General features: G+C 47.4%; 13 protein-coding genes. 3 read left to right on the forward strand and 10 right to left on the reverse strand.

The window, feature by feature from the left end; all coding sequences use genetic code 11:
* Positions 1 to 15: 15 nt before the first annotated feature.
* Complete coding sequence (locus ACUALS_RS07760; protein WP_454448092.1) at positions 16 to 2,907, reverse strand: diaminobutyrate--2-oxoglutarate transaminase family protein; 2,892 nt, start codon at positions 2,905 to 2,907, stop codon at positions 16 to 18.
* 530 nt (positions 2,908 to 3,437) lie between these two features.
* On the reverse strand, positions 3,438 to 9,869 hold the full coding sequence (locus tag ACUALS_RS07765) for a VCBS domain-containing protein (RefSeq protein ID WP_454448093.1): 6,432 nt from the start codon (positions 9,867 to 9,869) through the stop codon (positions 3,438 to 3,440).
* A gap of 308 nt (positions 9,870 to 10,177) precedes the next feature.
* Here ACUALS_RS07765 and ACUALS_RS07770 point away from each other — a divergent pair, with 308 nt between their 5' ends.
* Together ACUALS_RS07770 and ACUALS_RS07775 are read left to right on the forward strand one after the other, a co-directional pair.
* Entirely contained in the window at positions 10,178 to 11,473 is a 1,296-nt protein-coding gene (locus ACUALS_RS07770) for a TolC family outer membrane protein (protein WP_454449236.1), read from the forward strand.
* Positions 11,474 to 11,475: 2 nt separating this feature from the next.
* The gene (locus ACUALS_RS07775; RefSeq protein ID WP_038191983.1) at positions 11,476 to 12,090 is read left to right on the forward strand and encodes an OmpA family protein; all 615 of its coding nucleotides are present in this window, start codon (positions 11,476 to 11,478) and stop codon (positions 12,088 to 12,090) included.
* Between the two features lie 63 nt (positions 12,091 to 12,153).
* Here the strand turns inward: ACUALS_RS07775 and nhaA are convergent, their stop codons facing one another.
* The 5 genes from nhaA to ACUALS_RS07800 all read right to left on the reverse strand — a co-directional run bounded on the left by nhaA (position 12,154) and on the right by ACUALS_RS07800 (position 19,308).
* Entirely contained in the window at positions 12,154 to 13,341 is a 1,188-nt protein-coding gene (gene nhaA, locus ACUALS_RS07780; RefSeq protein ID WP_038191981.1) for a Na+/H+ antiporter NhaA, read from the reverse strand.
* A gap of 251 nt (positions 13,342 to 13,592) precedes the next feature.
* Positions 13,593 to 14,708 (reverse strand): lipocalin-like domain-containing protein, encoded by a 1,116-nt coding sequence (locus tag ACUALS_RS07785; protein WP_454448094.1) that lies wholly within the window; start codon positions 14,706 to 14,708, stop codon positions 13,593 to 13,595.
* A gap of 1 nt (position 14,709) precedes the next feature.
* Positions 14,710 to 17,163 carry an FtsX-like permease family protein gene (locus tag ACUALS_RS07790; protein WP_454448095.1) on the reverse strand — a complete coding sequence of 818 codons (2,454 nt, stop codon included), beginning with the start codon at positions 17,161 to 17,163 and terminating at the stop codon, positions 14,710 to 14,712.
* Entirely contained in the window at positions 17,144 to 17,815 is a 672-nt protein-coding gene (locus ACUALS_RS07795; RefSeq protein WP_454448096.1) for an ABC transporter ATP-binding protein, read from the reverse strand. The genes ACUALS_RS07790 and ACUALS_RS07795 overlap by 20 nt, the downstream gene beginning before the upstream one ends.
* 122 nt (positions 17,816 to 17,937) lie before the next feature.
* On the reverse strand, positions 17,938 to 19,308 hold the full coding sequence (locus ACUALS_RS07800) for an MATE family efflux transporter (RefSeq protein WP_454448097.1): 1,371 nt from the start codon (positions 19,306 to 19,308) through the stop codon (positions 17,938 to 17,940).
* Between the two features lie 104 nt (positions 19,309 to 19,412).
* Between ACUALS_RS07800 and ACUALS_RS07805 the strand changes: the two genes are divergently transcribed.
* On the forward strand, positions 19,413 to 20,846 hold the full coding sequence (locus ACUALS_RS07805; protein ID WP_454448098.1) for a DUF2867 domain-containing protein: 1,434 nt from the start codon (positions 19,413 to 19,415) through the stop codon (positions 20,844 to 20,846).
* 21 nt (positions 20,847 to 20,867) lie between these two features.
* Here ACUALS_RS07805 and ACUALS_RS07810 read toward each other — a convergent pair whose 3' ends face one another.
* From ACUALS_RS07810 to rsuA, 3 genes are all read right to left on the reverse strand, one after another.
* Positions 20,868 to 21,530 (reverse strand): DUF2913 family protein, encoded by a 663-nt coding sequence (locus ACUALS_RS07810; protein ID WP_005472009.1) that lies wholly within the window; start codon positions 21,528 to 21,530, stop codon positions 20,868 to 20,870.
* Positions 21,530 to 22,735, reverse strand: a complete 1,206-nt coding sequence (locus tag ACUALS_RS07815) for a Bcr/CflA family multidrug efflux MFS transporter (protein WP_454448099.1) — start codon at positions 22,733 to 22,735, stop codon at positions 21,530 to 21,532. Before ACUALS_RS07815 ends, ACUALS_RS07810 begins: the two co-directional genes overlap by 1 nt.
* A 159-nt stretch (positions 22,736 to 22,894) precedes the next feature.
* Positions 22,895 to 23,596, reverse strand: a complete 702-nt coding sequence (gene rsuA, locus ACUALS_RS07820) for a 16S rRNA pseudouridine(516) synthase RsuA (protein ID WP_038134437.1) — start codon at positions 23,594 to 23,596, stop codon at positions 22,895 to 22,897.
* Positions 23,597 to 23,608: the final 12 nt, after the last annotated feature.

The following is a 23,608-nucleotide window of genomic DNA, read 5'->3' on the forward strand; positions in this document are numbered from 1 at the left end:
TTTCCGTTACCTTTATTAAGCTAGCTCAGCCGCTAGCGTGTTAATTTTCAAAAGCAAAGATTCAAAATCCGCTGTCGTCAAACAAGGGTTTAAAATCGTAAATTTAAGTGCGGTCTTTCCATCAACGATGGTTTCACCGAGAACTGCAACACCGCGAGTCAACGCTTCAAGGCGCAACGCTTTGTTCAATTCATCAAGATCGGCACACACATTGGTTGCGCGGAAAAGAACCGTTGAAAGTGCTGGTTCAGCCAGAAGCTCGAACTGACCATGTGCACGAACCATCTCAGCAACGTCTTTAGTTTGTGCCAACAAGTGATCGTACATATCACCAAGCGCTTTAGGACCGACGTTTTGCATCGTCATAAAGACTTTCAATGCGTCAAATCGCTTTGTCGTTGCGATGGATTTATCCACCAAGTTTGGTAGCTCATCGTGTTCACGGTTTAGGTAGTCAGCATGGTGAAGCAAGAACTTAAAGTTCGACTTATCGTTCACCAGCAACGCGCCACAACTGATTGTTTGGTAGAACAATTTGTGGAAGTCGACACTGATCGAGTGTGCACGCTCCACACCTTTCAGGCGAGATTTGTGACTGCTAAGAATCAGAGCACCACCATAAGCACCGTCAACATGCATCCACATTTCGTGTTTCGCTGCCATATCAGCAATGAAATCAAGATCGTCAATCGCACCGTGATCGGTCGTCCCCGCAGTGCCAACAATCGCGAATGGAATCAAACCTTCTGCTTTTGCCTGAGTTAGAACTTGATCTAATTGGCTTACGTCCATTGTGCCGTCAGAGTTCGCATCAACGGTCATCACGGCTTTCTCACCTAGCCCCATCCAAGATGCTGACTTCTGAACCGTGAAGTGTGATTTCTTAGAGCACACAATGCGCAGTTTGTCTGCGTAATCCGGAAGACCCAATTTCTGAATAGAGTGACCGCTTAGCTTGTCAGCAATCCAATCACGAGCCAACATCAAACCCATTTGGTTGCTTTGTGTGCCGCCACTAGTGAAGATGCCGTCCGACTTTTCACCAAGTTCGTACTTGTCACACAACCAGTTTATGACCTTCTGCTCTACGTAAGTCGCAGACGACGCTTGATCCCATGAATCCATTGATTGGTTCAATGCTGCAATCATAGCTTCTGCCGCGACTGCTGGCATAAGAGGCGGTGTATGTAGGTGAGCAATGCAATCTGGGTGCTGAGTGAAAATCGCATTCTTCGCAACAAGCTCTGCTGCTTCATCAATTACAGATTTTAGCGATGCGTTTTTGTTGTCCAGATCGACTGCGTTAATTGCCGTTTCCAACAGTTTTGGATCCATACCTGAGTATGGCGCGTCCACCTGTTCGAACACTGACTTCATCGCGGCTGTCATGTGATTCATTACTGAGGCAAACTCAGTACCGCCTAGCTCACCAGTTTGAATGAAGTGCTTCTTCCACTCTTCTTGTGGGTCCGCTTCAACATGGCTACCGCCTGCAGCGATGATCGCATCTTCCAGTACACGTAGTGCAAAGTCGATTTGCTCGAAAGAGATAATCAGTGGTGGAAGGAAACGAATCACCGAACCGTCGCGGCCGCCCTTCTCAACCATTAAGCCACGCTCAAGGGCTGCGCGTTGAATCGCAAGAGTAAGCTGGCCATCTGCCAAAGGCTCGCCAAACTTGTTTAGCTCGCCACTTGGATGTTTAATCTCAACGCCAAGCATTAAACCTTTACCGCGCACATCTGCAATACAGTTGACGCGTTTTTGAATGCTCTCAAGACCAAAACGAAGGTACTGGCCTGCAACGTTAGCATGCTCGACAAGGTTATCACGCTGGATGATTTCGAGCGCTTTCGCCCCAGACACCATCGCTAGCTGGTTACCACGGAAAGTACCAGTGTGCTCACCTGGCTTCCACGTGTCGTGTTGTTTGTTGATCACAAGTAGCGACATCGGCAAGCCGCCGCCAATCGCTTTAGACAAACACAAAATATCAGGAACAATACCTGCTTCTTCAAATGCGAAGTTGTAGCCAGACTTACCTACACCACATTGAATTTCATCAAAAATCAGTAGGATGCCGTGCTCGTCACAGATACGACGCAACTCACGTAGCCAAAATGCAGGTGCTGGAATAACACCCCCTTCACCTTGCACAGGCTCTACTACGATCGCCGCAGGCTTCATGATCCCTGCTTCATCATCGTTTAAAAGACGTTCAATATAACGAATACCCGCTTTCGCGCCTTCATCGCCACCTAGACCAAATGGACAACGCAGATCGTAAGGGAATGGCATAAAGTGGACGTCTGACATCAAGCCAGTGCGACGTGCTTTGGTGCCCAAGTTACCCATCATACCCATGGTGCCGTTTGTCATACCGTGGTAAGCACCGCGGAAAGCAAACATGGTGTTACGACCAGTTGTCTGCTTTGCCAGTTTGATCGCCGCTTCAACCGCATCCGCGCCAGAAGGACCACAGAACTGGATCACACAGTTGTCGCTCAACTCTTGAGGAAGGAAGCCTTTAACAGACTTAATAAAATGCGTTTTCGCTGAGGTTGCGATATCGAGAGTCTGGTATGGTAAACCAGAATCCAATTGTTCTTTTAGCGCTTGGTTGATCTCTGGATGGTTGTAGCCCAGAGCCAATGTACCCGCACCCGCAAGGCAATCTAGGAAGATTTGACCACGCGTATCTTCAACTAAACAGCCATACGCTTGTTTAATCGCAATCGGTAAACGACGTGGGTATGAACGAACTTCAGATTCGTGTTGTTCTTGGTCGAGTAACACCTCATCAGGCGTTAAATCATAAAGACCTTCCACAGTTGGAATCTGACGAGAAAATGGTGTTGCGATCCCAGCGTCTAGGGCTGGCGTATCGACTTCAAAGGCTGTGCTCATGATTTAATCCCATGAAATGTAAATGAACACTCGCAATTTCACGCAATGGGTGAACGCAAGGTACAGTCAGCCGCCCCAATGAAGTAAATCGGGTACGACAAATCACTCCGCATAACAAGACGCGGATTACATGTAAGAAATTAGATCAAGGTTCAGTAATGCAACTGTCTTGCAGAACAGGGCATTGAGGGAGAACGAAGCTGATTATTGTGTGTTTGTTAAGTGAGTTCAATGTTGGGTTTCCCATTCACATGCCGCATCCACGACATTAGTATCCCGTCTATCGGTAAAAGAACTTACCGATACCTACCCTACGCGATGCTCACTCAGCCCGAATGAACACCTCGCGTATCCCCCAGAATGTCTTTACTAGACTCTCGTCCGAGATTGCGCGCGAAAGTATCATAAAATAAAATCTTCTGGCAACAATTTTTCACTTTTGAATGTTAAATTATTTATTCATCTATCAAAAAGAGGCGAGTGTCTTAACTCGCCTCTCTATCTTTGGCTAAAAACACTCTCAAGCGCACTTACGCCGCGTCAGTTTTTAGAACTTGAGTGAGCATTTCCAGCTCATCCGTTATCGCATTGTTTGCGATAAGGCCCGCATCAGCAAAGCTGTCATAGACACCCTCCAAAACGATGGTCTGCTCTCTGCCTTCGTCACTCACGGTAAAAACTACATCGTCTTCACTGATACTCACGTCTATTTGATTAACCAAATCGGCGACTTCAACGTTGTCATCGTCTTGCAGTATTTCACGCAAATCGATTAAATCACTGCCTAATTTGAAGTTATCAATCACATCGGTACCATTGTCCAGCGTGGTATCAAGCCAAGTAAACACGTTGCTATTGTCATCACCAAGCATCATTTGATTACCTAGCTGCGCGGTTAAGTCCTCCCCTAACTCGGCAGATAGCACCGTGTATTCCGGAGAATCAGACACATCGATGGTAACGGTCGCTTCATTGCTTATTGCCAGATCAGAGTCGACAGCAACGTAATCGAACGACACATCTTCCGTGATGTCTTGGTTGCCGGATAAGTATCTAAACTCCCAGTTGCTCCCTGTTGAACTGAGCTCCATTTTCGTGATTGGATTGTCAGGAGATGAATAGCTAAACTCATAAAGAATTTTGTCGTTTCCAACCTCCCCTTCATCTTTTTGATACTGCTCCACAGCCGTCGTGCCATCTGCAAAGGTGTATGTGACCTCAACATAGACGTTGCTATTTGTGTTAAAACCCGCGCCCATTCCATCTAGGCCAAATGTCACCACATCCAATGGGTTATCGCTTAAATCAACAATTAACGTCTCCTGCGCGTTGAGCCCGTTGCCATCAGTATCGCCAATCCCCCATCCAACGTGAGCAGGGCTGCCAGTGTACTGTTTGAGTGGTTTGTCATTGTTATCAGTAATACTGATGCCAATTGTGTTGCCGTTGTCCAGCGTGATGAGTCGCTCGGTATCGCTGACATACTCACCCCAGTTGTAGAATCCATCTTCATCCAAAACAATATTGTCCGGATCACCAGAGTAACCTATTTCAAAGGCCTCCCCTGGTCCTGGAACATAGCTGATGTTATCAGGATCAAACAATTTGCTAGAGTCAATCTCGGCACCGATCACATGCAGATCCGCTTCGGTAATGACGCGAGTGTCACCAAAATCATCGGTGTACAGCAACGTCCCATATTCTGGTAAGGAAGTCAGCATGACGTTGAGTTGTACATCGTTGAAATCGTCGTCTTCATCTGATATATGGTCAAATTCCTCAACATCAGAGTCAAACACAATCGGTATCACTATGGCTTCTCCGGCATCAACCTCAAAGTCCTCTGCCACCGGCAACTCGTTGACATTCAACTCGGTAAGAACCACATCAATATTGGTCGACTTCTGAATACCGAATCCATCCACTTCTGTGGCAGTTACCACTAATGTATGCGCATTGGCCAATGCCTCGAAGTTGTTTGTAAACGCAAGCACACCAGCAACCGTTAAGGAAATTGATCCACTTGAAGAGTCAATCGCGAACAATGGCTCATTAGCATCATTGGTCACATTGGTGGTGATACTGTAGGTGACGTCTTCGCCATCAGCATCGGTTGCAGATACGGTTCCGATAACATGTTCGTCGTTGTTGTTTTCATAGTAGGAGAATGAATATTGATCACCATCATTCGCATCAAACACCGGAGAATTGTCATCAATATTGAGTTCTTCAAGCGTGACTTGAACGTCAGTAGATTTAATTGGACCAAGTCCATCAACTTCCGTAGCGGTCACGACAAGGCTGTGAGTATTATCCGCAAGTTCAAAATCATTGGTAAAAGCAATCACACCAGCGACCGTCAAACTAATTTGACCACTGCTGGTATCAATTTCAAACAATGGCTCGTCTGCATCATTGACCACATTTTCTTTAATGCTGTATACAATCTCCTCGCCATCAACGTCTGCCGCTGAGACGGTGCCGATAACATAGTCATCGCTAGAGTTTTCATCATAACTAAAGTAGTACTCGCCCTCTTGGTTGGTGTCATTGAAGGTAGGGTCGTTGTCATCTAGGTTCAGCTCGCTGAGCTCAACGTTGATGTTGGTGGCTTTCACGTCACCTAAGCCTTCGTCTTCGGTGGCGGTGACGACAATGTTGTGCACGTTCGATGCAAGCTCAAAGTCGTTGGTAAAGGCGGCGACTCCGGCTGCGGTTAAGCTGATTTCACCGGAGTTGGCGTCGATTTCAAACAGCGGCTCATCGACGTCGTTGGTGACATTGGTGGTGATGCTGTAGGTGACGTTTTCACCGTCGCCATCCACCGCTACTACGGTGCCAATTACATCGCTATCGAGTGAGTTCTCGTTGTACTCGAACGCGTAGTCCTCGACGGGATTGTCATCGTCATCCACAAAAATAGGGCTATCTTCATCCAGGTTTAGCTCACTGAGCTCAACGTTGATGTTAGTGGATTTCACTTCGCCTAAGCCTTCGTCTTCGGTGGCAGTCACGACAATATTGTGCACGTTTGACGCAAGCTCAAAGTCATTGGTAAAGGAAGCGACCCCGGCTGCGGTTAAGCTGATCTCACCGGAGTTGGCGTCAATTTCAAACAGCGGCTCGTCGGCGTCATTGGTGACATTGGTGGTGATGCTGTAGGTGACATTTTCACCGTCGCCATCCACCGCCGCTACGGTGCCAATTACATCGCTGTCGAGTGAGTTTTCGTTGTACTCGAAGGCGTAGTCCTCGACGGGATTGTCATCGTCATCGACAAAAATAGGACTGTCTTCATCCAGGTTTAGCTCACTGAGCTCAACATTGATGTTGGTGGATTTCACGTCACCCAAGCCTTCGTCTTCCGTGGCAGTCACGACAATGTTATGCACGTTCGACGTAAGCTCAAAGTCGTTGGTAAACGCGGCCACCCCAGCCGCGGTTAAGCTGAGCTCACCGGAGTTGGTGTCGATTTCAAACAGCGGCTCATCGGCATCGTTGGTGACATTGGTGGTGATGCTGTAGGTGACGTTTTCACCGTCGCCATCCACCGCCGCTACCGTACCAATCACATCGCTCTCAAGTGAGTTCTCGTTGTACTCAAACGCGTAATCCTCCACCGGATTGTCGTCTTCATCGACAAAGATCGGGCTGTGTTCATCTAGGTTTAGTTCACTGAGCTCGACGTTGATGTTGGTGGATTTCACCTCGCCCAAGCCTTCATCTTCGGTGGCGGTGACCACAATATTGTGCACGTTCGATGCAAGCTCAAAGTCGTTGGTGAACGCCGCCACCCCAGCTGCGTTTAAGCTGAGCTCACCGGAGTTGGCGTCGATTTCAAACAATGGCTCATCGGCATCGTTGGTGACATTGGTGGTGATGCTGTAGGTGACGTTTTCACCGTCGCCATCCACTGCGGCTACGCTGCCAATCACATCGCTATCGAGTGAGTTCTCGTTGTACTCAAACGCGTAGTCCTCCACCGGATTGTCGTCGTCATCGACAAAGATCGGGCTGTCTTCATCCAGGTTCAGCTCACTGAGCTCGACGTTGATGTTGGTGGATTTCACCTCGCCCAAACCTTCGTCTTCGGTGGCGGTCACGACAATGTTGTGCACGTTTGACGCAAGCTCAAAGTCGTTGGTAAAGGCGGCGACCCCTGCGGCGGTTAAGCTGACTTCGCCGGAATTGGCGTCAATTTCAAACAGCGGCTCATCGGCGTCGTTGGTGACATTGGTAGTAATGCTGTAGGTGACGTTTTCTCCGTCGCCATCCACTGCGGCTACGGTGCCAATCACATCGCTATCAAGTGAGTTTTCGTTGTACTCAAACGCGTAGTCCTCCACCGGATTGTCATCCTCATCGACAAAGATCGGGCTGTCTTCATCAAGATTGAGCTCACTGAGCTCAACATTGATGTTGGTGGATTTCACCTCGCCCAAACCTTCGTCTTCGGTGGCGGTCACGACAATGTTGTGCACGTTTGACGCAAGCTCAAAGTCGTTGGTAAAGGCGGCGACCCCTGCGGCGGTTAAGCTGACTTCGCCGGAATTGGCGTCAATTTCAAACAGCGGCTCATCGGCGTCGTTGGTGACATTGGTAGTAATGCTGTAGGTGACGTTTTCTCCGTCGCCATCCACTGCGGCTACGGTGCCAATCACATCGCTATCAAGTGAGTTTTCGTTGTACTCAAACGCGTAGTCCTCCACCGGATTGTCATCCTCATCGACAAAGATAGGGCTGTCTTCATCCTGGTTCAGCTCACTGAGCTCAACATTGATGTTGGTGGATTTCACGTCACCCAAGCCTTCGTCTTCCGTGGCAGTCACGACAATGTTGTGCACGTTCGACGCAAGCTCAAAGTCGTTGGTAAAGACGGCGACTCCGGCTGCGGTTAAGCTGAGCTCACCGGAGTTGACGTCAATTTCAAACAGCGGCTCATCGGCGTCGTTGGTGACATTGGTAGTAATGCTGTAGGTGACGTTTTCACCGTCGCCATCCACCGCCGCGACAGTACCAATTACATCGCTGTCGAGTGAGTTCTCGTTGTACTCAAACGCGTAATCCTCCACCGGATTGTCATCGTCATCGACAAAGATGGGACTGTCTTCATCCAGGTTAAGCTCACTGAGCTCGACATTGATGTTGGTGGATTTCACCTCACCCAAGCCTTCGTCTTCGGTGGCGGTGACGACAATGTTGTGCACGTTTGACGCAAGCTCAAAGTCGTTGGTAAAGGCGACGACTCCGGCTGCGGTTAAGCTGACTTCACCGGAGTTGGCATCGATTTCAAACAGCGGCTCATCGGCGTCGTTGGTGACATTGGTAGTGATGCTGTAGGTGACGTTTTCACCGTCGCCATCCACCGCCGCTACGGTAGCAATCACATCGCTGTCGAGTGAGTTCTCGTTGTACTCGAAGGCGTAGTCCTCGACGGGATTGTCATCGTCATCGACAAAAATAGGACTGTCTTCATCCAGGTTCAGCTCACTGAGCTCGACATTGATGTTGGTGGATTTCACTTCGCCTAAACCTTCATCTTCGGTGGCGGTCACGACAATGTTGTGCACGTTTGACGCAAGCTCAAAATCGTTGGTAAAGGCAGCGACTCCTGCGGCGGTTAAACTGATCTCACCGGAATTGGCGTCGATTTCAAACAGTGGCTCGTCGGCGTCGTTGGTGACATTGGTGGTGACGCTGTAGGTGACGTTTTCACCGTCCGGATCAGATGCAGACACAACACCGATGACGTCAGTATCAGTCAAGTTTTCGTTGTAATTAAATGAGTAGCCGCCGTCATCGACGTCCTCAAAAGTCGGTGGATTATCGTCTAGGTTTTGCTCATTGAGGAAAACATCAACGTCCACAGATTGAGGCTCCCCTACTCCATCTCCCTCTGTCACGGTAACAACGATATTGTGCGAATTGGAAAGTTGTTCAAAATCATTCACAAAAGCAGCAGTACCCGCTTCAGTTAAGCTGATTGCCCCTGTTGCAGGGTTAATTTGGTAAAGGTCGTTGCCCTCGCCGTCTTGAAGGTTAGTAGAAATACTAAAGATTAAAACGCTATTGTCCGGATCCGTCGCGGCAACTTGGCCTATTGTTTCTCCTGCACTTGCTCCCTCAGAATAGTCGAACGAGTAAGAGGTCACATTAAACGGTGCAAGATTAACCTCTTCTGCCGGTGCATCTTGCCCTGTCGCCACAAATTCCGGTAGGTCATTGGTCCCATCAATCGCAACGGAGACACTTGCAATTGTGCCATCTCCAGACTGAACTTCGAAAACTTCTCCAATAGAATCGCCAACGTTTAGCTCATCGAATGCGTGATCAGCGGTAAACGTCCAATTGCCCTCAGCATCAATCGAAAATAGACCATACTCTCCTTGCACATCCGTCTGGGGAATGAAGCTCGTATCCTCCGACTCGGTCGCAACCAAGCTTCCCGTCAATACTAACGGCTCGTCTGTTTCATCCGCTCTGACTGAGTCATCGCCCAAAATAATCGCTTGAGGTGTCAATGAATCTTGTACGACATCCAACAGAGAGAGACTTTGAGTTTCAGAAAGCCCTTGCGATTCCAATCCCGTTGTATCGAACGACGTTGACGCTATGGTTTCCGTGCCTATACGTTCGATATCACCCGATCCCGTCAGGCTAGACCCATTTTGCCCACCCGCTGCGGTCGCAAACTCATCGTTCAAGGTTGGATCGACGCCTTGCTCGATCTGGTCGAAAATGGCCGCTATTTCATTGTCTAAGTTGAGCTCATTCAACACACCATTGTCGACAACCAGCTGCGCATCTATCTGAGGAGGCGCGCTATCACCTTGTTCGGCAGAGACGACCACTTCACCAGGTTGTGGGGATTCACCAGGAAGTAGCTCTCTAACCTGGCCATTGGCATCAATCACGACGACTGAGTTTGCTGTTGCTAATAAGGAGGAACTGTTCGTATTCATAGTCAAACTTCCTAATTGTATGACTAATTGAAAAGCCAAAATTCGGCTATCCAGTTTTTTTAAACGTAAGGGTGCATCCTATAAAGCTAGCCGTCTCACAACTGATAAACCAATTAATGACAAAAAAGTACCAACGAAACTTGATAAAAACATTATTAAAACAATTAAAAGTTAAGACATAGCGCTCATTTTTTGACTATCTAGACTAAGCTTTTCTTATCATTAGTACCTGTTCTCCATCACAAACCCATTTTCGTGAGCCGCTCACGCTCGCGCTTAAGGAGGCCACCTTGAACTGGAAAACATCCATGATTGCCAGTTGTGTCGCACTCGCTAGCTTTGATAGTCATAGCCAAACTTTAGAGCAAGCCGTCGCGATTACCCTAGCAACCAACCCAGAAATTAAAGCTGTGTTTAATGAGTTTAAAAGCGCAGTAAAACAAAATTCTGCGGCTGAAGGCGCCTACCTTCCTAGCATTGATCTGGACGCGGGCATCGGTTACGAAAGGATCAGTCCGGCAGATTCGACCGGGAGAGACACCACTAACTTAACTAGAAAAGAAGCGACTGTGAGCCTAACTCAGCTTATTTGGGATGGGTCAGCGACACTTAACGATATGGATAGAACGGCGGCAGAAGCCGAATCCATACGTTTGCAACTCCTATCAGACGCGTCAGACATGGCATTAAAAGTCACTGACGTCTACTTGGATGCAGTCAAAGCAACCGAAGTGCTCGCACTATCTGAAAGTAATTTAGCGGTTCATAAAGAAATATATAGAGACATAAAGCGCAGAGCAGAATCAGGAATTGGATCAACGGCTGATGTTTCTCAAGTCGAAGCGCGGATTGCCAAAGCACACGGTAACTTGCTCGCGGCGCAGAACAACTTGATTGATACCCACACCCAGTTCAAACGATTGGTCGGTCAAGATCCACTGGGATTGATCTACCCGAGAGCAGATGAAAGCAAACTGCCGTTGTCACTCACTGATGCCATCATTCAAGCCAACGACAACCATCCTGTTATCAAACTCTCGATGATAGATGTCGATGCAGCGCGCTTCCAATACAAACAATCTAAAGGTAGCTTCTACCCCACATTCTCTATTGAAGCGAGCCAAACCTGGCGAGACGATGCAGGAGGCGATGAAGGAAGAAGCGAAGAAACACTCGCGATGATCAGGATGAGATATAACTTGTTCAATGGCGGGTCGGACTCTGATCTTTCAGAAAGAGCTGCGTATCAATTGAATAAAGCCAAAGATCTCAGAGATGACGCATATCGACAAGTTGAAGAAGGATTGCGACTCTCTTGGAGCGCTCTAGATCTTACCCTACAGCAAAAAAACTTCCTTGCAGACCATGTTGACTCCGCCGCTGAAACCGTTATCTCCTATGAGAAACAATATCGAATCGGTCAACGCACATTGCTTGATTTACTCAACACAGAGAACGAATTGTTTGAGGCGAGAAAAGACTATCTCGACGCTCATTACGCTGAGCAATACGCAAAATACCGCGTCATGAATGCAACAGGCATTCTTTTAGACGCATTACTCGTTGATACGCCGAAAGAGTGGAACGAAAGAGTGGAGTACTAAATATGAAAAGTTTAATCATTGTTCCTCTGTCTGTTTTGGCTACAACGGGTTCTTTTATAACCACAGCACAAGATGAGTACGACTATATAGCCGCTCCTGTTGCAGAGCAAATTGCGGATTTAACTGACGACGATAAAGATGGGGTGGTTAACGCCCGTGATCTCTGCCCTAACACACCGGAAGGTGCTCTTGTTGATAATGACGGGTGCGGCGAATCGCTCAAAAACGAAGAAGAGCGGCAATTAAGAATTTTATTTGCTAACGATTCCTACGAGATTAATCCAATCTTTTCTGACCAGATCCAGACGATGGCAGAGTTTCTACAAAAGTATCAATCGGCCTCAATTCAAATTCAGGGCTTTGCTAGTAAAGTCGGTTCTCCTGAGTACAATCTGGCGCTGTCTAGAAAGCGTGCTCACGCAGTGCAAGATGAACTTATCTCTTTCGATGTTGATCCAAGCCGAGTTTCCATCGTTGGCTATGGTGAAACTCGATTAGAAGACGAAGGTGACGACGAAACCTCTCACGCCCTTAACCGAAAAGTAACCGCTACCGTTGTAGGATTAAGCGAAGTTGTCGTTGAAGAATGGACGATATTTACGTCGAAAGAGAAGTAGAGAACCTAAAAACGAAAGCGCCTCGTCAATGACGAGGCGCTTTTTGTTCTTTCTTTAGCAAAATTAGTGGTGGGATTTCACTTCATTTGCATTGTTCGCCGTTGACGCTTTTGCAACTGGCAAAGACAATCTAAGCAACACATAGCCTAACACTGCTGAAACCGTTGATCCCATGAGGATGCCCAATCGAGCGTACGTGTCGAACTGTACGTTTGCTTGGCCAAACGCCAGTGATGAAATAAATATCGACATAGTAAAGCCAATACCACACAACACAGATACAGCAAAGATATGCTTAAAGTTGATCCCTTCTGGTAACTTGGCAACACCCAATTTTACCGCAGCCCAGCTGAACGAGAAAATACCCAAAGGCTTACCAACTAATAGACCCAGTGCGATACCGAGTGGCAGTGCAGTGCCTAAGCTTGAAAGTGATACGCCCTCTAGCGAGATACCTGCGTTCGCAAAAGCGAAAATAGGCAAGATTGCGAAAGCAACATACGGGTGCAAGGCATGTTCCATGTGTTTCAATGGAGAGTAAGAGCCGTTGTCCCCTTTAAGTGGGATTGCAAAACCGATAACCACACCTGCAAGTGTCGCATGTACGCCCGATTTGAGTACCGCAACCCACAAAATAAAGCCGACAATCATATAAGGTGTTAGCTTGGTCACATGCTTGGAGTTCAAGAAGAACAGTAGTGCCGTCATGGCAAAACCAATCGCCAATGCCGTGGTTGACAGATCGCTCGTGTAGAACAGTGCAATGATTACTACAACACCAAGGTCATCAATGATCGCTAATGCAAGAAGGAACACTTTCAAGCTCACAGGTACACGCTTACCGAGCAGAGCCATGATACCTAGTGCAAAGGCGATATCCGTTGCCGCTGGAATAGCCCAACCTTGAATCGCTTCTGGATCACCAGAGTTAAACAATACATATACAAGTGCAGGTGCTAGCATTCCGCCAACAGCCGCAATGGCTGGGAAGATAGCGGTCTCTTTAGACTTTAGCGCACCTTCAAGAAGTTCTCGTTTTACTTCTAAGCCAATAAGTAGGAAAAATACCGCCATTAAGCCATCATTGATCCAGTGCGACACTGACATACCTAACACATAAGTATGAAGCGTGCTCTGGTAAAGATCCCCTAATGGCGAGTTAGCAATTGTCATAGCGATGGCAGCAGTAATAACAAGCAGAATGCCGCCTGCTGACTCCATCTTAAAAAAATCGCGAATAATATCACTCATGATATCTTCCTTATATTTATTATGTTAATAAGCGATTAACAAAGAATACGAGTGTATAGTTTACGAAACCACAGGAATAATCGCTTGTTTAGAGTTTTTATTTCGGAATTTCCGATAAAAACTCGAGCAATTCCTTCCATTTTCCTTAGCCAATTATAGGCAAGATGAAGCAAGAACCCCAGAAATGCAAAAAGCAGCTTCCCATATCACGAGAAACTGCTCTCTATCACCCAAACTGACTACGGGTATCACTAATAACCGGTCAACTGCATAAATCCATTCGCATCATGCGTCCCTGTCGTTGTCACTGGTCCCTCCCAATACGGAATGACAAAAGGCAGCCAAGAATCAGCATTCACACTTTGTGTCGTTACACTGATCTCATGCTTCGGAATATCAATAGACCACCGAACAGGTACCACCTTTCCATTTGGTAACATCGTCGATTGTAACGGCGCCATCTTCACATCCTCTGAGGTGAGGTCAACGACCTTTCCATCTGTGGTTGCTAGCGTGCCAAACAAATAGGGCAACTGTTTGTCATGGCGGTAACGGCTAAGCGACAATGTTTGCTCATCATCTAAATGAAGGACAAACCAGTCCCAGCCTTGTTGACCTTCAGCCATCAAGCCACTTCCCCACTCTTTACTCATCCATGCTTTTCCTTGAACGGTTAACAAACGGCCATCACCCAAGTTGAGGAGTCCTTTGGCTCGCAAGAACGGCGCAGACAAGTTGTAAGAAGAGACAGGTAAAAGATCATGCTTTTGACGATAACCTCGTTCACCGGGTAATACGTAAGGACCGCGCGTAATTGTGGTTAACTGAACATCAAATTCATCGGTCGATACGGTCAGTTGCCCAGGGAATGGCGTATGAGCTAACGAGCGCCAGTTCCAGTTATCAATCCATGTTCTAAATGGGCGGTTAGACATCCCAGCCTGACCAATGCCCCCTCGAGCAATACGTTGTTCTCTCCACACGCGTTTTCCATGGGTAACCACAATGTGAGAGACGAAAATCTGCGGGCTTAACCAACCCGACCAATCGCTATCACTGCTTGCAATTCGAAAGTAGCTCCACTGAATGCCGTACTTCTCACCGTATTGATCCGTGACATTAGCAAAGTAGTGCCACCACTCGTGCTGAAAGGCATTATGGAATGCAAAGTCACGCGGCAAAATAACGGGTTCATCAGGCAGAACGGGTTCGAATACTTGATTCGATTGTGCCAGAAAAACATAACTGACGGCGTCGCTGCTTGAAGCCGCGGTGTTCTTGTCTTCGTCATGATTAGAATAGATGACAGTTACCAAAGACATAACGGCGAGCACAACGAGAAGAAACGCTATTAATTTTTTGCTCATGTTATAGCGATTCCCTCAATGACTTCATGGCGGTCCCGCGGATCATTCTTAACACAGGTATTGCACCAGCTACGACCAAAGACATCATCGCCAGCAGGCCCGTTTGCAAGTACGCACTTGGAATAAATTGCAGCTCTAACGTCCAACCAAACGACTGCTTGATAATAATATCGACGACTAAATTCGCTAAGGCTATCCCTAACGGCATGGCAATCAAAATAGACACGGCACCAAAAACAAAGAGCTGTAAGCTTCCCATTAGGACAAGCTCACGTCCCGACATCCCCAAGCACCTCAACACTGAGATGTGTTTTTGACGTGAGACTTCCCCAGCAATAGTGGCAAAAAAGATACCGAACACGGCAATCACCAATGTGATATTGCCTAATGTATCTGCGATGGAGAAGGTTCTATCAAAAACCCGCATCGCTTGCTTATGGATGTGGCTGTTATCGAAAATGCGTTCAGAGTCGATTCTAAATACAGACTCCATCCGGCGTTTCAATCCCATAGGGTTGACGCCGTCATTCAACACCGCACCAAGCGCAACGCTGCCACCACCTGCAAACGCGTAGAGCCAATTACGATGTGACAAAAGCACTTGATTGTAGGGGTTGCCGTAATCGTAGTAGACACCCACGACTTGCCAGCCTTGCCCTAACCCTTCTGCAAGGTCAACATAATCACCTGGCCTGATATCCAACTTGAGAGCCATCGATTCACTGATCATCACGCCTTTCGAATGATGCAAATGGTACCAATAGTTTGGCACACCTAATTTTACCGTCAGCGCTTCGAGTTCACCTTCTGATGCCCCAGTGCTAACCACTTGTAATGGCCCTTTTAAGGTGTTGACCTCTTTTTCCCAACGCCACCACACTTTGTCGACTTCAGGTTGCTTACTCAGCCAAGTACTTACACGAGCGGCAGCGTTGGTGTTTGGATAAATATAAAGATCTGCGGCTAAACGCTGGCTCAACCATTTATCCGTTGTATCACGGAAACTGCCAACCATAGTTTCAACACCAATATTGGCAGCCATCGCAAGCATAAACGCCATGGTAGCCACACCGCGATAACTCATACTGGCAGCCGCATCCGCGAAGAACCAACGCGCTTTTACCCACCTTAATGAGTAAGAGAACCCATCAAACACTTTCCACACAAGGAAAGGGGTAAATAGAGCGACGCTAAGTAACATCAAAGCAATGATGACAAAGCCAGACTCTTGAGTCTGAGGAGCTTGATAGATCGCAATCGCAGCAACACATAGTGCACATGCGAGTAGCGCTTGAATCGTAAACTCAGTGCCCGCAAAACGCACCAACGACAAGCGTGTTGTTAAACGAATTGGCTGCGATCGAAGCAAGCGAATCAGTGGCCAAGCGCAAGCCACAAACGCCCCAATCAGTGAAAGGTAGAGGCTATGAAGACTTGAACTTAAGCTCCACTTCAAAGCCAATCCGACGTTAGCATTATAAAGATCGCCCAAACTGGCTGAAACCGCAGGAACCAGTTGATTGGCTAAGAATAGTCCTAACACGTTGCCGCAAACCCAACTCACCACAACAAGAAAAATCAGTTCAAGCAACAGCGCTTGAGCGAGCTGCCATCCAGATACACCGGTTTGACGGAGAATTCCAACCAATGGCTGACGTTGAACCAAAGACAACGACATCGCTTGATAAAAAATAAACAGGCCAACCAAAAAGGCTAACATCCCCATCGCGCTCAGATTCATATGAAACGCTTGGGTCAAGGACTCAAGTTGAGTACGAGAACTACGGCTTAGCTCCATACCATTTGGTAAAGAGGCTTTCAGTCGAGCCAGTTTAGCTTCTGGCATTTCACCGCATGCAATAACCGATATACCGGAACGACGCTCCAACATGCGCAGCAGCGACATATCCGCGATTATACGCGTGCCATTCAACATACCTTCGGAGTCGACTAGGATTGGCCCTAGCTTACTGGCATCTTCTAAGCGAATAAAATCCCCATTTCGCCACTTCATATGATCCGCGAGATCTTGACTAACCAATACTGGGTAGGGTGGACGCATCAACTTAAGTGATGCGATGTCCTTCAACATCTCACTATCTTGCATCTTGAGCATGGCAACGGGGTCAATACCCACTAACACGAGATCGGCACCCTGCTCGGTATGAACTCTTAAGTTTTCAAACGGTGCGCACTGGTGGAAGCCATCACGACGCAACTGGACATAAAATCCTTGAGGGATCTTATTGGTCGTATGTTTTGGACGAATACGGTATGGAAGAGGGTTGGAAAACAGCTTTTCGCCATGCTCATAGCTTTGTTTTGCATGGTTGTTAATCGAGCTCACACCAACAAGGAGTGATACACCCAAAGTGAGGCCAAGCCAGACAAGGAGGATTTGAAAAGGATAGCGTCTGTAGTGGCCAAGTAGTGCTTTAACTACGGGCCATAACATGAAGCTGTCCTCCTTGAAGACGAATCTTACCTTCCATGTGGGCAGCGACTCGCTCACTGTGAGTCACCAGTAAAAGCGTGCATTCAAGTTGCTTAGTTAACGAGGTAAGTAATCGCATTACCGCTTCGGCGTTACGTTCATCGAGACTTCCGGTCGGCTCATCGGCAAGCAGAATTTTAGGTTCCATATACAAAGCGCGAGCAATCGCAGCGCGTTGCTGTTGCCCACCAGAGACTTCCTCTGGGTAGCGGCCAAGCAATGGCATAAGATCAAGTGCGGAAAGGATTTGACGCCACAAACCTTGATCTTCAGGTAAGCCTTTAAGTTGACGACAAAAGCGAATATTGTCAGCAATATTGAGTGTCGGAAGAAGGTTAAACTGCTGGAAAATAAGACCAATGTTGTTTCGTCTATAAGCCGTTCGTTTGCTTTCGGAGACTTGATGCATAGTGAAATTTGGGAACAATATCTCGCCAGAGTCAACCGTGTCTAAACCTGCAATTAGGTTGAGTAACGTACTCTTGCCTGAACCACTCTCTCCCATCAAAGCGATTTGCTCACCTTGGGTTAAAGACAACTCAGCACCTTGTAAAACTGGGTGAAACTCACCACCATCCACATAGCCTTTACTTAGGTCTGTTAGTTGAAGCATCAAAACTCTCGAAAACAAAAAATTCGGACTGTGAATCTACACTAATTCGCCGTAACTAGGAAGCATTTTGGATACTAGATCACAAGATATGCATCGAAATGCAATAAGTTATCGCTCTATGTCTAATTTTCGATCAAATTACGAATCCACTTGCGCGTGGTCATTCTATAGACAGAGCCAAACCATTTGAGCAGCTCTTCTGTTAAAAACAAAAGATAAATCCACTCTGGCGACCATCCAAGACCTATTGCAGCGAATGCTGCTAACGGAATGCCAATCAACCACTGAGCGACAAGGTCTTGATATAGACAAAATTTGACATCGCCACCAGCCCGTAACACCCCCACTATCGTCATCATCGGAACGGAGCGCAGGACAATCCCAAGACTCAATACCAGCATGAACTTTTCAGAGAGCGCGCGCGTTTCTGGCGTCAAAGCGCTAAACGAATCTAGCACTATCCCTTGCAGCAAATAGAGTAAAAATGCCACGCAAACCCCTACTAAAAGGCTAAGAATCGTGACACCTAACGCTTGGTAATAGACTTGCTCATAATTCTTTGCGCCAATTTGGTTACCCACCAACACCGCCGCTGCGTTGGACATGCCAATTAACAGTGCAAGAGAAATGGATTCGACTGGTGTCATAACTGACAACGCAGCCAAGCCTTGCACCCCTGATTGCCCTAAAATAGCGTGGTAGGCAAACAACCCGCCAGCCCAAGCGAGGAAGTTAAAAGTGGTCGGCAAAGAGAGCTTTAGGAATTTTACGATTCGCGGCCAATCGATGACATTTCGAAGGTCAATAAGTCCAAAAGCAAGAAGGTGCTTACGAATGTAGAGGTAGCTAAATAGGGTCATTACTTCAATCGCGCCACTTAAAACCGTCGCGATTGCCGCCCCTTTAATGCCCATTGGGGGAACACCAAATTTACCGAAAATAAGTACCCAGTTAAGAAATACGTTCGACAAAATTCCGATGCCACTAAAAAAGGTACTGACGCCTGGTTTATGCATCGCGCGTAAACCAACCGCCATACTTGCCACGCAGGCAACCGCAAACATACTGACCGACGTAATCACCAAGTATTCAGCACCGAGAGCAATAACGTTTTGATCGCTGGTTGCCAAGCTCATAATTTGAGTTGGGAAGAGGATAAATAAGCCAGCAGTGAATGCAGCAAACAGACTCGATACTAGCCAGGTCAATGCGGTACTTTCGCGAACCCCTTGCTTATCCCCTGCTCCCCAATATTGAGCCGTAAGCAGCGCGCCCCCCGTTGTCACACCAACGAGCATGATGGTGGTAACAAACGTCGCCCGTGCTGCCACACCAACCGCCGCAATCTCGGCTTCACCGAGCTGACCAAGCATAAGGACATCGACCAAACCACGGCTCGAGAACATAATACTTTGTAGCGTGATGGGTAACGCGATCGCGATTAAGCGGCGAATAAAATCGCCTTTAGTGTGGTATAAAACATTTGAGAGCATAGGGCGTTACCGGTTCACAACAACAGTATGATAAATGGGAAATTTTAACTGTTTATTATATGATCAGTTGAATATCTAAACCATCAATTTTAGAGAGGCAATGGATGAAAAAAGTGCTTGTCCTTGGAGCATCCGGTTATGTCGGTTCGCAACTGTTATTTCAGTTGTGCGAAAAAGGGTACCATGTCACCGCTGCCGCTCGACAAATTGATTATTTGTCTGCACGAATCACCCCTCATCAAAACTTGAACATTTGCTATTTGGATCTTGCCGATCTCGATGCCACGCAAGCCTTAGTGCCTCAGTTTGATTTAGTCTATTTTCTTGTCCATGGCATGGCACACGGCCACGATTTTCTTGACTACGAACTCTCCCTTGCCGAAAACTTCAAAACGGCATTGGAGAACAGTGCGGTGAAGCATGTCATTTACCTAAGCGCAATTCAGCCACAGACGGGCAACTCTGAGCATTTGAAAGCTCGGCGTATGACGGGGGACATCATTCGTCGTTCAGGTGTACCCATTACCGAACTTCGTGCCGGCGTCATTATTGGTCCCGGTTCCGCCGCTTTTGAGATCATGCGTGACTTTGTCTATAACATGCCGATACTCGTGACGCCAAAGTGGGTAGACTCAAAAGCCAACCCTATCGCCTTGCCAAATCTTAATCACTATTTGCTCTCACTGGCTGAAGAGACGCCGACCGAGAATGCGCTCTATGAAGTCGGAGGCCCCGACACCCTAACCTACCGAGATCAGTTCCACGTGATTAGTGATGTCATTAAAAAGCCGATAAAGCTGTGGTCCACGTCTCTACTTACTCCATCCATGGCGTCAAAGTGGTTAGGCGTAGTTACTTCTGTACCTTCGAGCATTGGAGCGGCGTTACTTTCAGGACTGGAGCACGATTTTATCGCTGACTCCACCGCTATTCAGCAGCGATTCCCCCAACCCCTTATTTCGTTTAGAGAAATGGTGAGCAATAGCATTGCTGCAGAGGGAACCTTTGTTCGAAGCGAAGTTTGGGGATTTGACCCCGCAGCACTAAAACGCTGGCAAGCGGGTTATGGCTATTACCCGAAGCAAACCGGAGCAAGCATCGAGACCTCGCTTTCAAGTGAGCAGCTGTGGAAAGTCGTCCGCCAGATTGGTAGTAAAAAAGAAGGGTACTTCTTCGCTAACTTACTTTGGCGCACACGAGAATGGCTGGATATTTTCTTTGGCGGACAGAGACCGATTCGCCGCTCTCCTCCCGGTCCAGAGCTTCAAGTCGGTGACTTTATTGATTCTTGGAAAGTGATTCGCTGTGAACCTAATCGATTCATATCCCTGCTATTTGGCATGAAAGGACCTGGCTTAGGAAGGCTTGAATTCACCATTGAAGATCTAGGAGAAAAACGAGTCTTAAACGTGACCGCTTGGTGGCACCCGCAAGGGTTGCTTGGATTGCTCTATTGGTTCGCCATGATGCCAGCGCATCTGTTTATCTTTAAAGGGATGGTTAAAGCCATTGTCCGCAAAGCAAAAGAGCTCCAATAATAGGAGCTCTTTACGGTAGGCTTACTGCGCTTTGAAGCTAAGCGGAATCTCGGCTAAATGCTCGCCTCGGTTATCAGGGTAAACCAAGTATTCACCATGATATTTCACGTTAGACTTATAGTCAGTCACTTTGTGAACCATAAACCCTGCTGCCGATGCCTTTTCAATAAAGTCAGCGTGATGGCCTCTTACAAACCAGTTCATCGGTTTGATCATCACTTCACCGTCAAAACAGCTTTCACACTGCTCCGTACACATCGCTAGCGAGTTCGGACCTTCAGTAAAGATCTGAATCTTTCCGCAGTCGACCAAGGCTTCTGATGTTGTCACTTCCCAGCCCTGCTCTTCCATCATGTCAATGAACGCATTGATCTCATGATCTTTAATCACGCGATCTTGTTGGCCTTCAGGAAAGAATTGAGCGTAGTATTTTGAGATACGCTCAAAGGTCATCATCAAGCCTGCATCATTGCCTTTTGAGCGTCCCATCTTTTGCCAGCGGATGAGATCACCACTGACAACACGAGGAAATCGTTGAGCTTTGATCGCTCGCGTTACCCAGCGCAACAAGTACAAGTTGTTTGCTGCAGGCGCATTCACCGCTTTTCCAGATTTGTGCTCGGCAGCCAGTTCAGCGAGCGCGGTGTTGACTAATTTTTGAATTTCAATCGTGTATTCAGACATTACGCCTTTCTTCCAAATATCCAATATAACGCGGCAGACAACACGGAACATGCCGTCATTGTTGTCACCATAGGCCAAGTGGCTCCACCGGGCATAAACGCCACAATGGCACCCACAATGGAACCCGTACCAAATCGCAACGTGCCAGCAAGTGATGACGCCGTACCCGCCATGGTTGGGTAGCCACTTAATAGCAGCCCCATCGAGTTACTGCCTATGGTCGAAATCGTACCAATAAACATGACCACGAAAGGTACTGTGCCCCATAAGCCTAGGTCAAGTAACCAACCGACAAAAAGCCCCAAACCGGCGATTAACTGAACAGCCAGACCAAAACGAAGCATGTTATGGGAGCCGACTTTCTTTACCAAGCGGCCATTAATGCTTGTCATGATGATCATGGCGATAATATTCAGCCCAAATAAATAGCCGAATTGGTCAGGACGCACGCCATAGATATCAATATAGACAAACGAACCCGCGGTTAAGAACGCGAACATACCAGAAAACGAAAATGCCCCAGAGAAAATGAGTCCCATCGCTGTCGGATTCGCACACAATCTAAAGTAATTGCGCATCGTCGTTCTAAAGCGCAGAGGCTGTCTTTTCTCCGCACTGAGCGTTTCTGGGATTTTCCAGACCACCAGCAAAATGACGATTGCCGCAAACCCAGCCAGAATCCAAAAAATAGCGCGCCAGCCAAACCACACAGCAACGTGTCCCCCCACCATAGGGGCTACCAGTGGCGCGACCGTCATTACCAAGGTGACAAACGACATTGCGCGGGCAAAGTCTTCGCGATCAAACATGTCGCGCACCACCGCTTGGATAATCACCGCAGCGGCAGCGCCTGCAAAACCTTGAGCCGTACGTACCCAAGTGAGCGCTTCGATTCCCGTGGTGGTCGCACTGACCACAGAAGCGATACCAAAAAACAGAACACCCAGTAACAGCACTGGACGGCGTCCATAACTGTCAGCTAGTGGGCCATGAATCAACTGGCCGATAGCAAAGCCCGCGGTATAAGCGGTCAAGGTAATTTGAACGGCACCTTCTGCGACCCCAAGATCTTTTGCGATCGTTGGCATGGCAGGTAGATACATATCAATCGCGAGCGGCGTTAATGCTCCAATCGCCCCAAGAATAACGAAGATAAGAAAATTGATTTGTGGGGTGTTGGTTTGCTCGACTGCAGAATTAGGCATAAGACTCCTACTCGGTTGCGTTAGATATGCAGCGTCCGTGCTGCAACCAAACAGAAACAAAAGACTCGCATCCGCGAGCCTTGAACTGATCTATATTCAATCAAATTGATAAAAATAACTAGTTCCTATTTGGAATTAAACTATTTCCTATAACGAGCATTACTTCCAAACAGAGTCTACTTCCTCTTCCGTTAGGTAGCGATATTCACCCGGTTCAAGCGAATAATCGAGTTCGATGGCACCAATACGTTCACGGTGCAGATGCTCAACTTTATTGCCCAAGGCTGCAAACATGCGTTTTACTTGGTGGTACTTGCCTTCCGTGATGGTCAGTAGCAGTTCGTTTTCATCATGGTTGACCACTTCCATTTTTGCAGGCAATGTTGGCTCTTTTTCGTTGCGAAGTTCAACGCCTTGGGCGAGTTTATCCGCGTAGTCGTCCCCGATGGGATCCACCAGCCAAACACGATACGTCTTTTCACACTTATGCTTAGGTGAAGTAATGCGGTGTGACCATTGACCATCATCGGTAATGAGCACCAAACCTGTAGTATCAACATCCAATCGACCTGCGAAATGAAGATCTTCCATTTTCACTTCATCAAGCAACGCGAACGCCGTTTGGTTGAAACCATCTTCATGCGAGCAAACAAAACCATCCGGTTTAAACAGCATAATGTAGCGCGGACCAGGCTTTTGAATTTCGCGCCCCTGCCACTCAACAACACACGCATCGGTAACTTTAAACGCACCACTTTTTTGCATAACATCGTTGACCGTTACGTCGCCACTTTTAATGATTTTTGTTGCTTCTTTACGTGTCGCACCCAGTGCATCACACAAATATTTATCTAAACGCATGAATACCTCATC

Source organism: Vibrio sp. NH-7, from assembly GCF_053643215.1.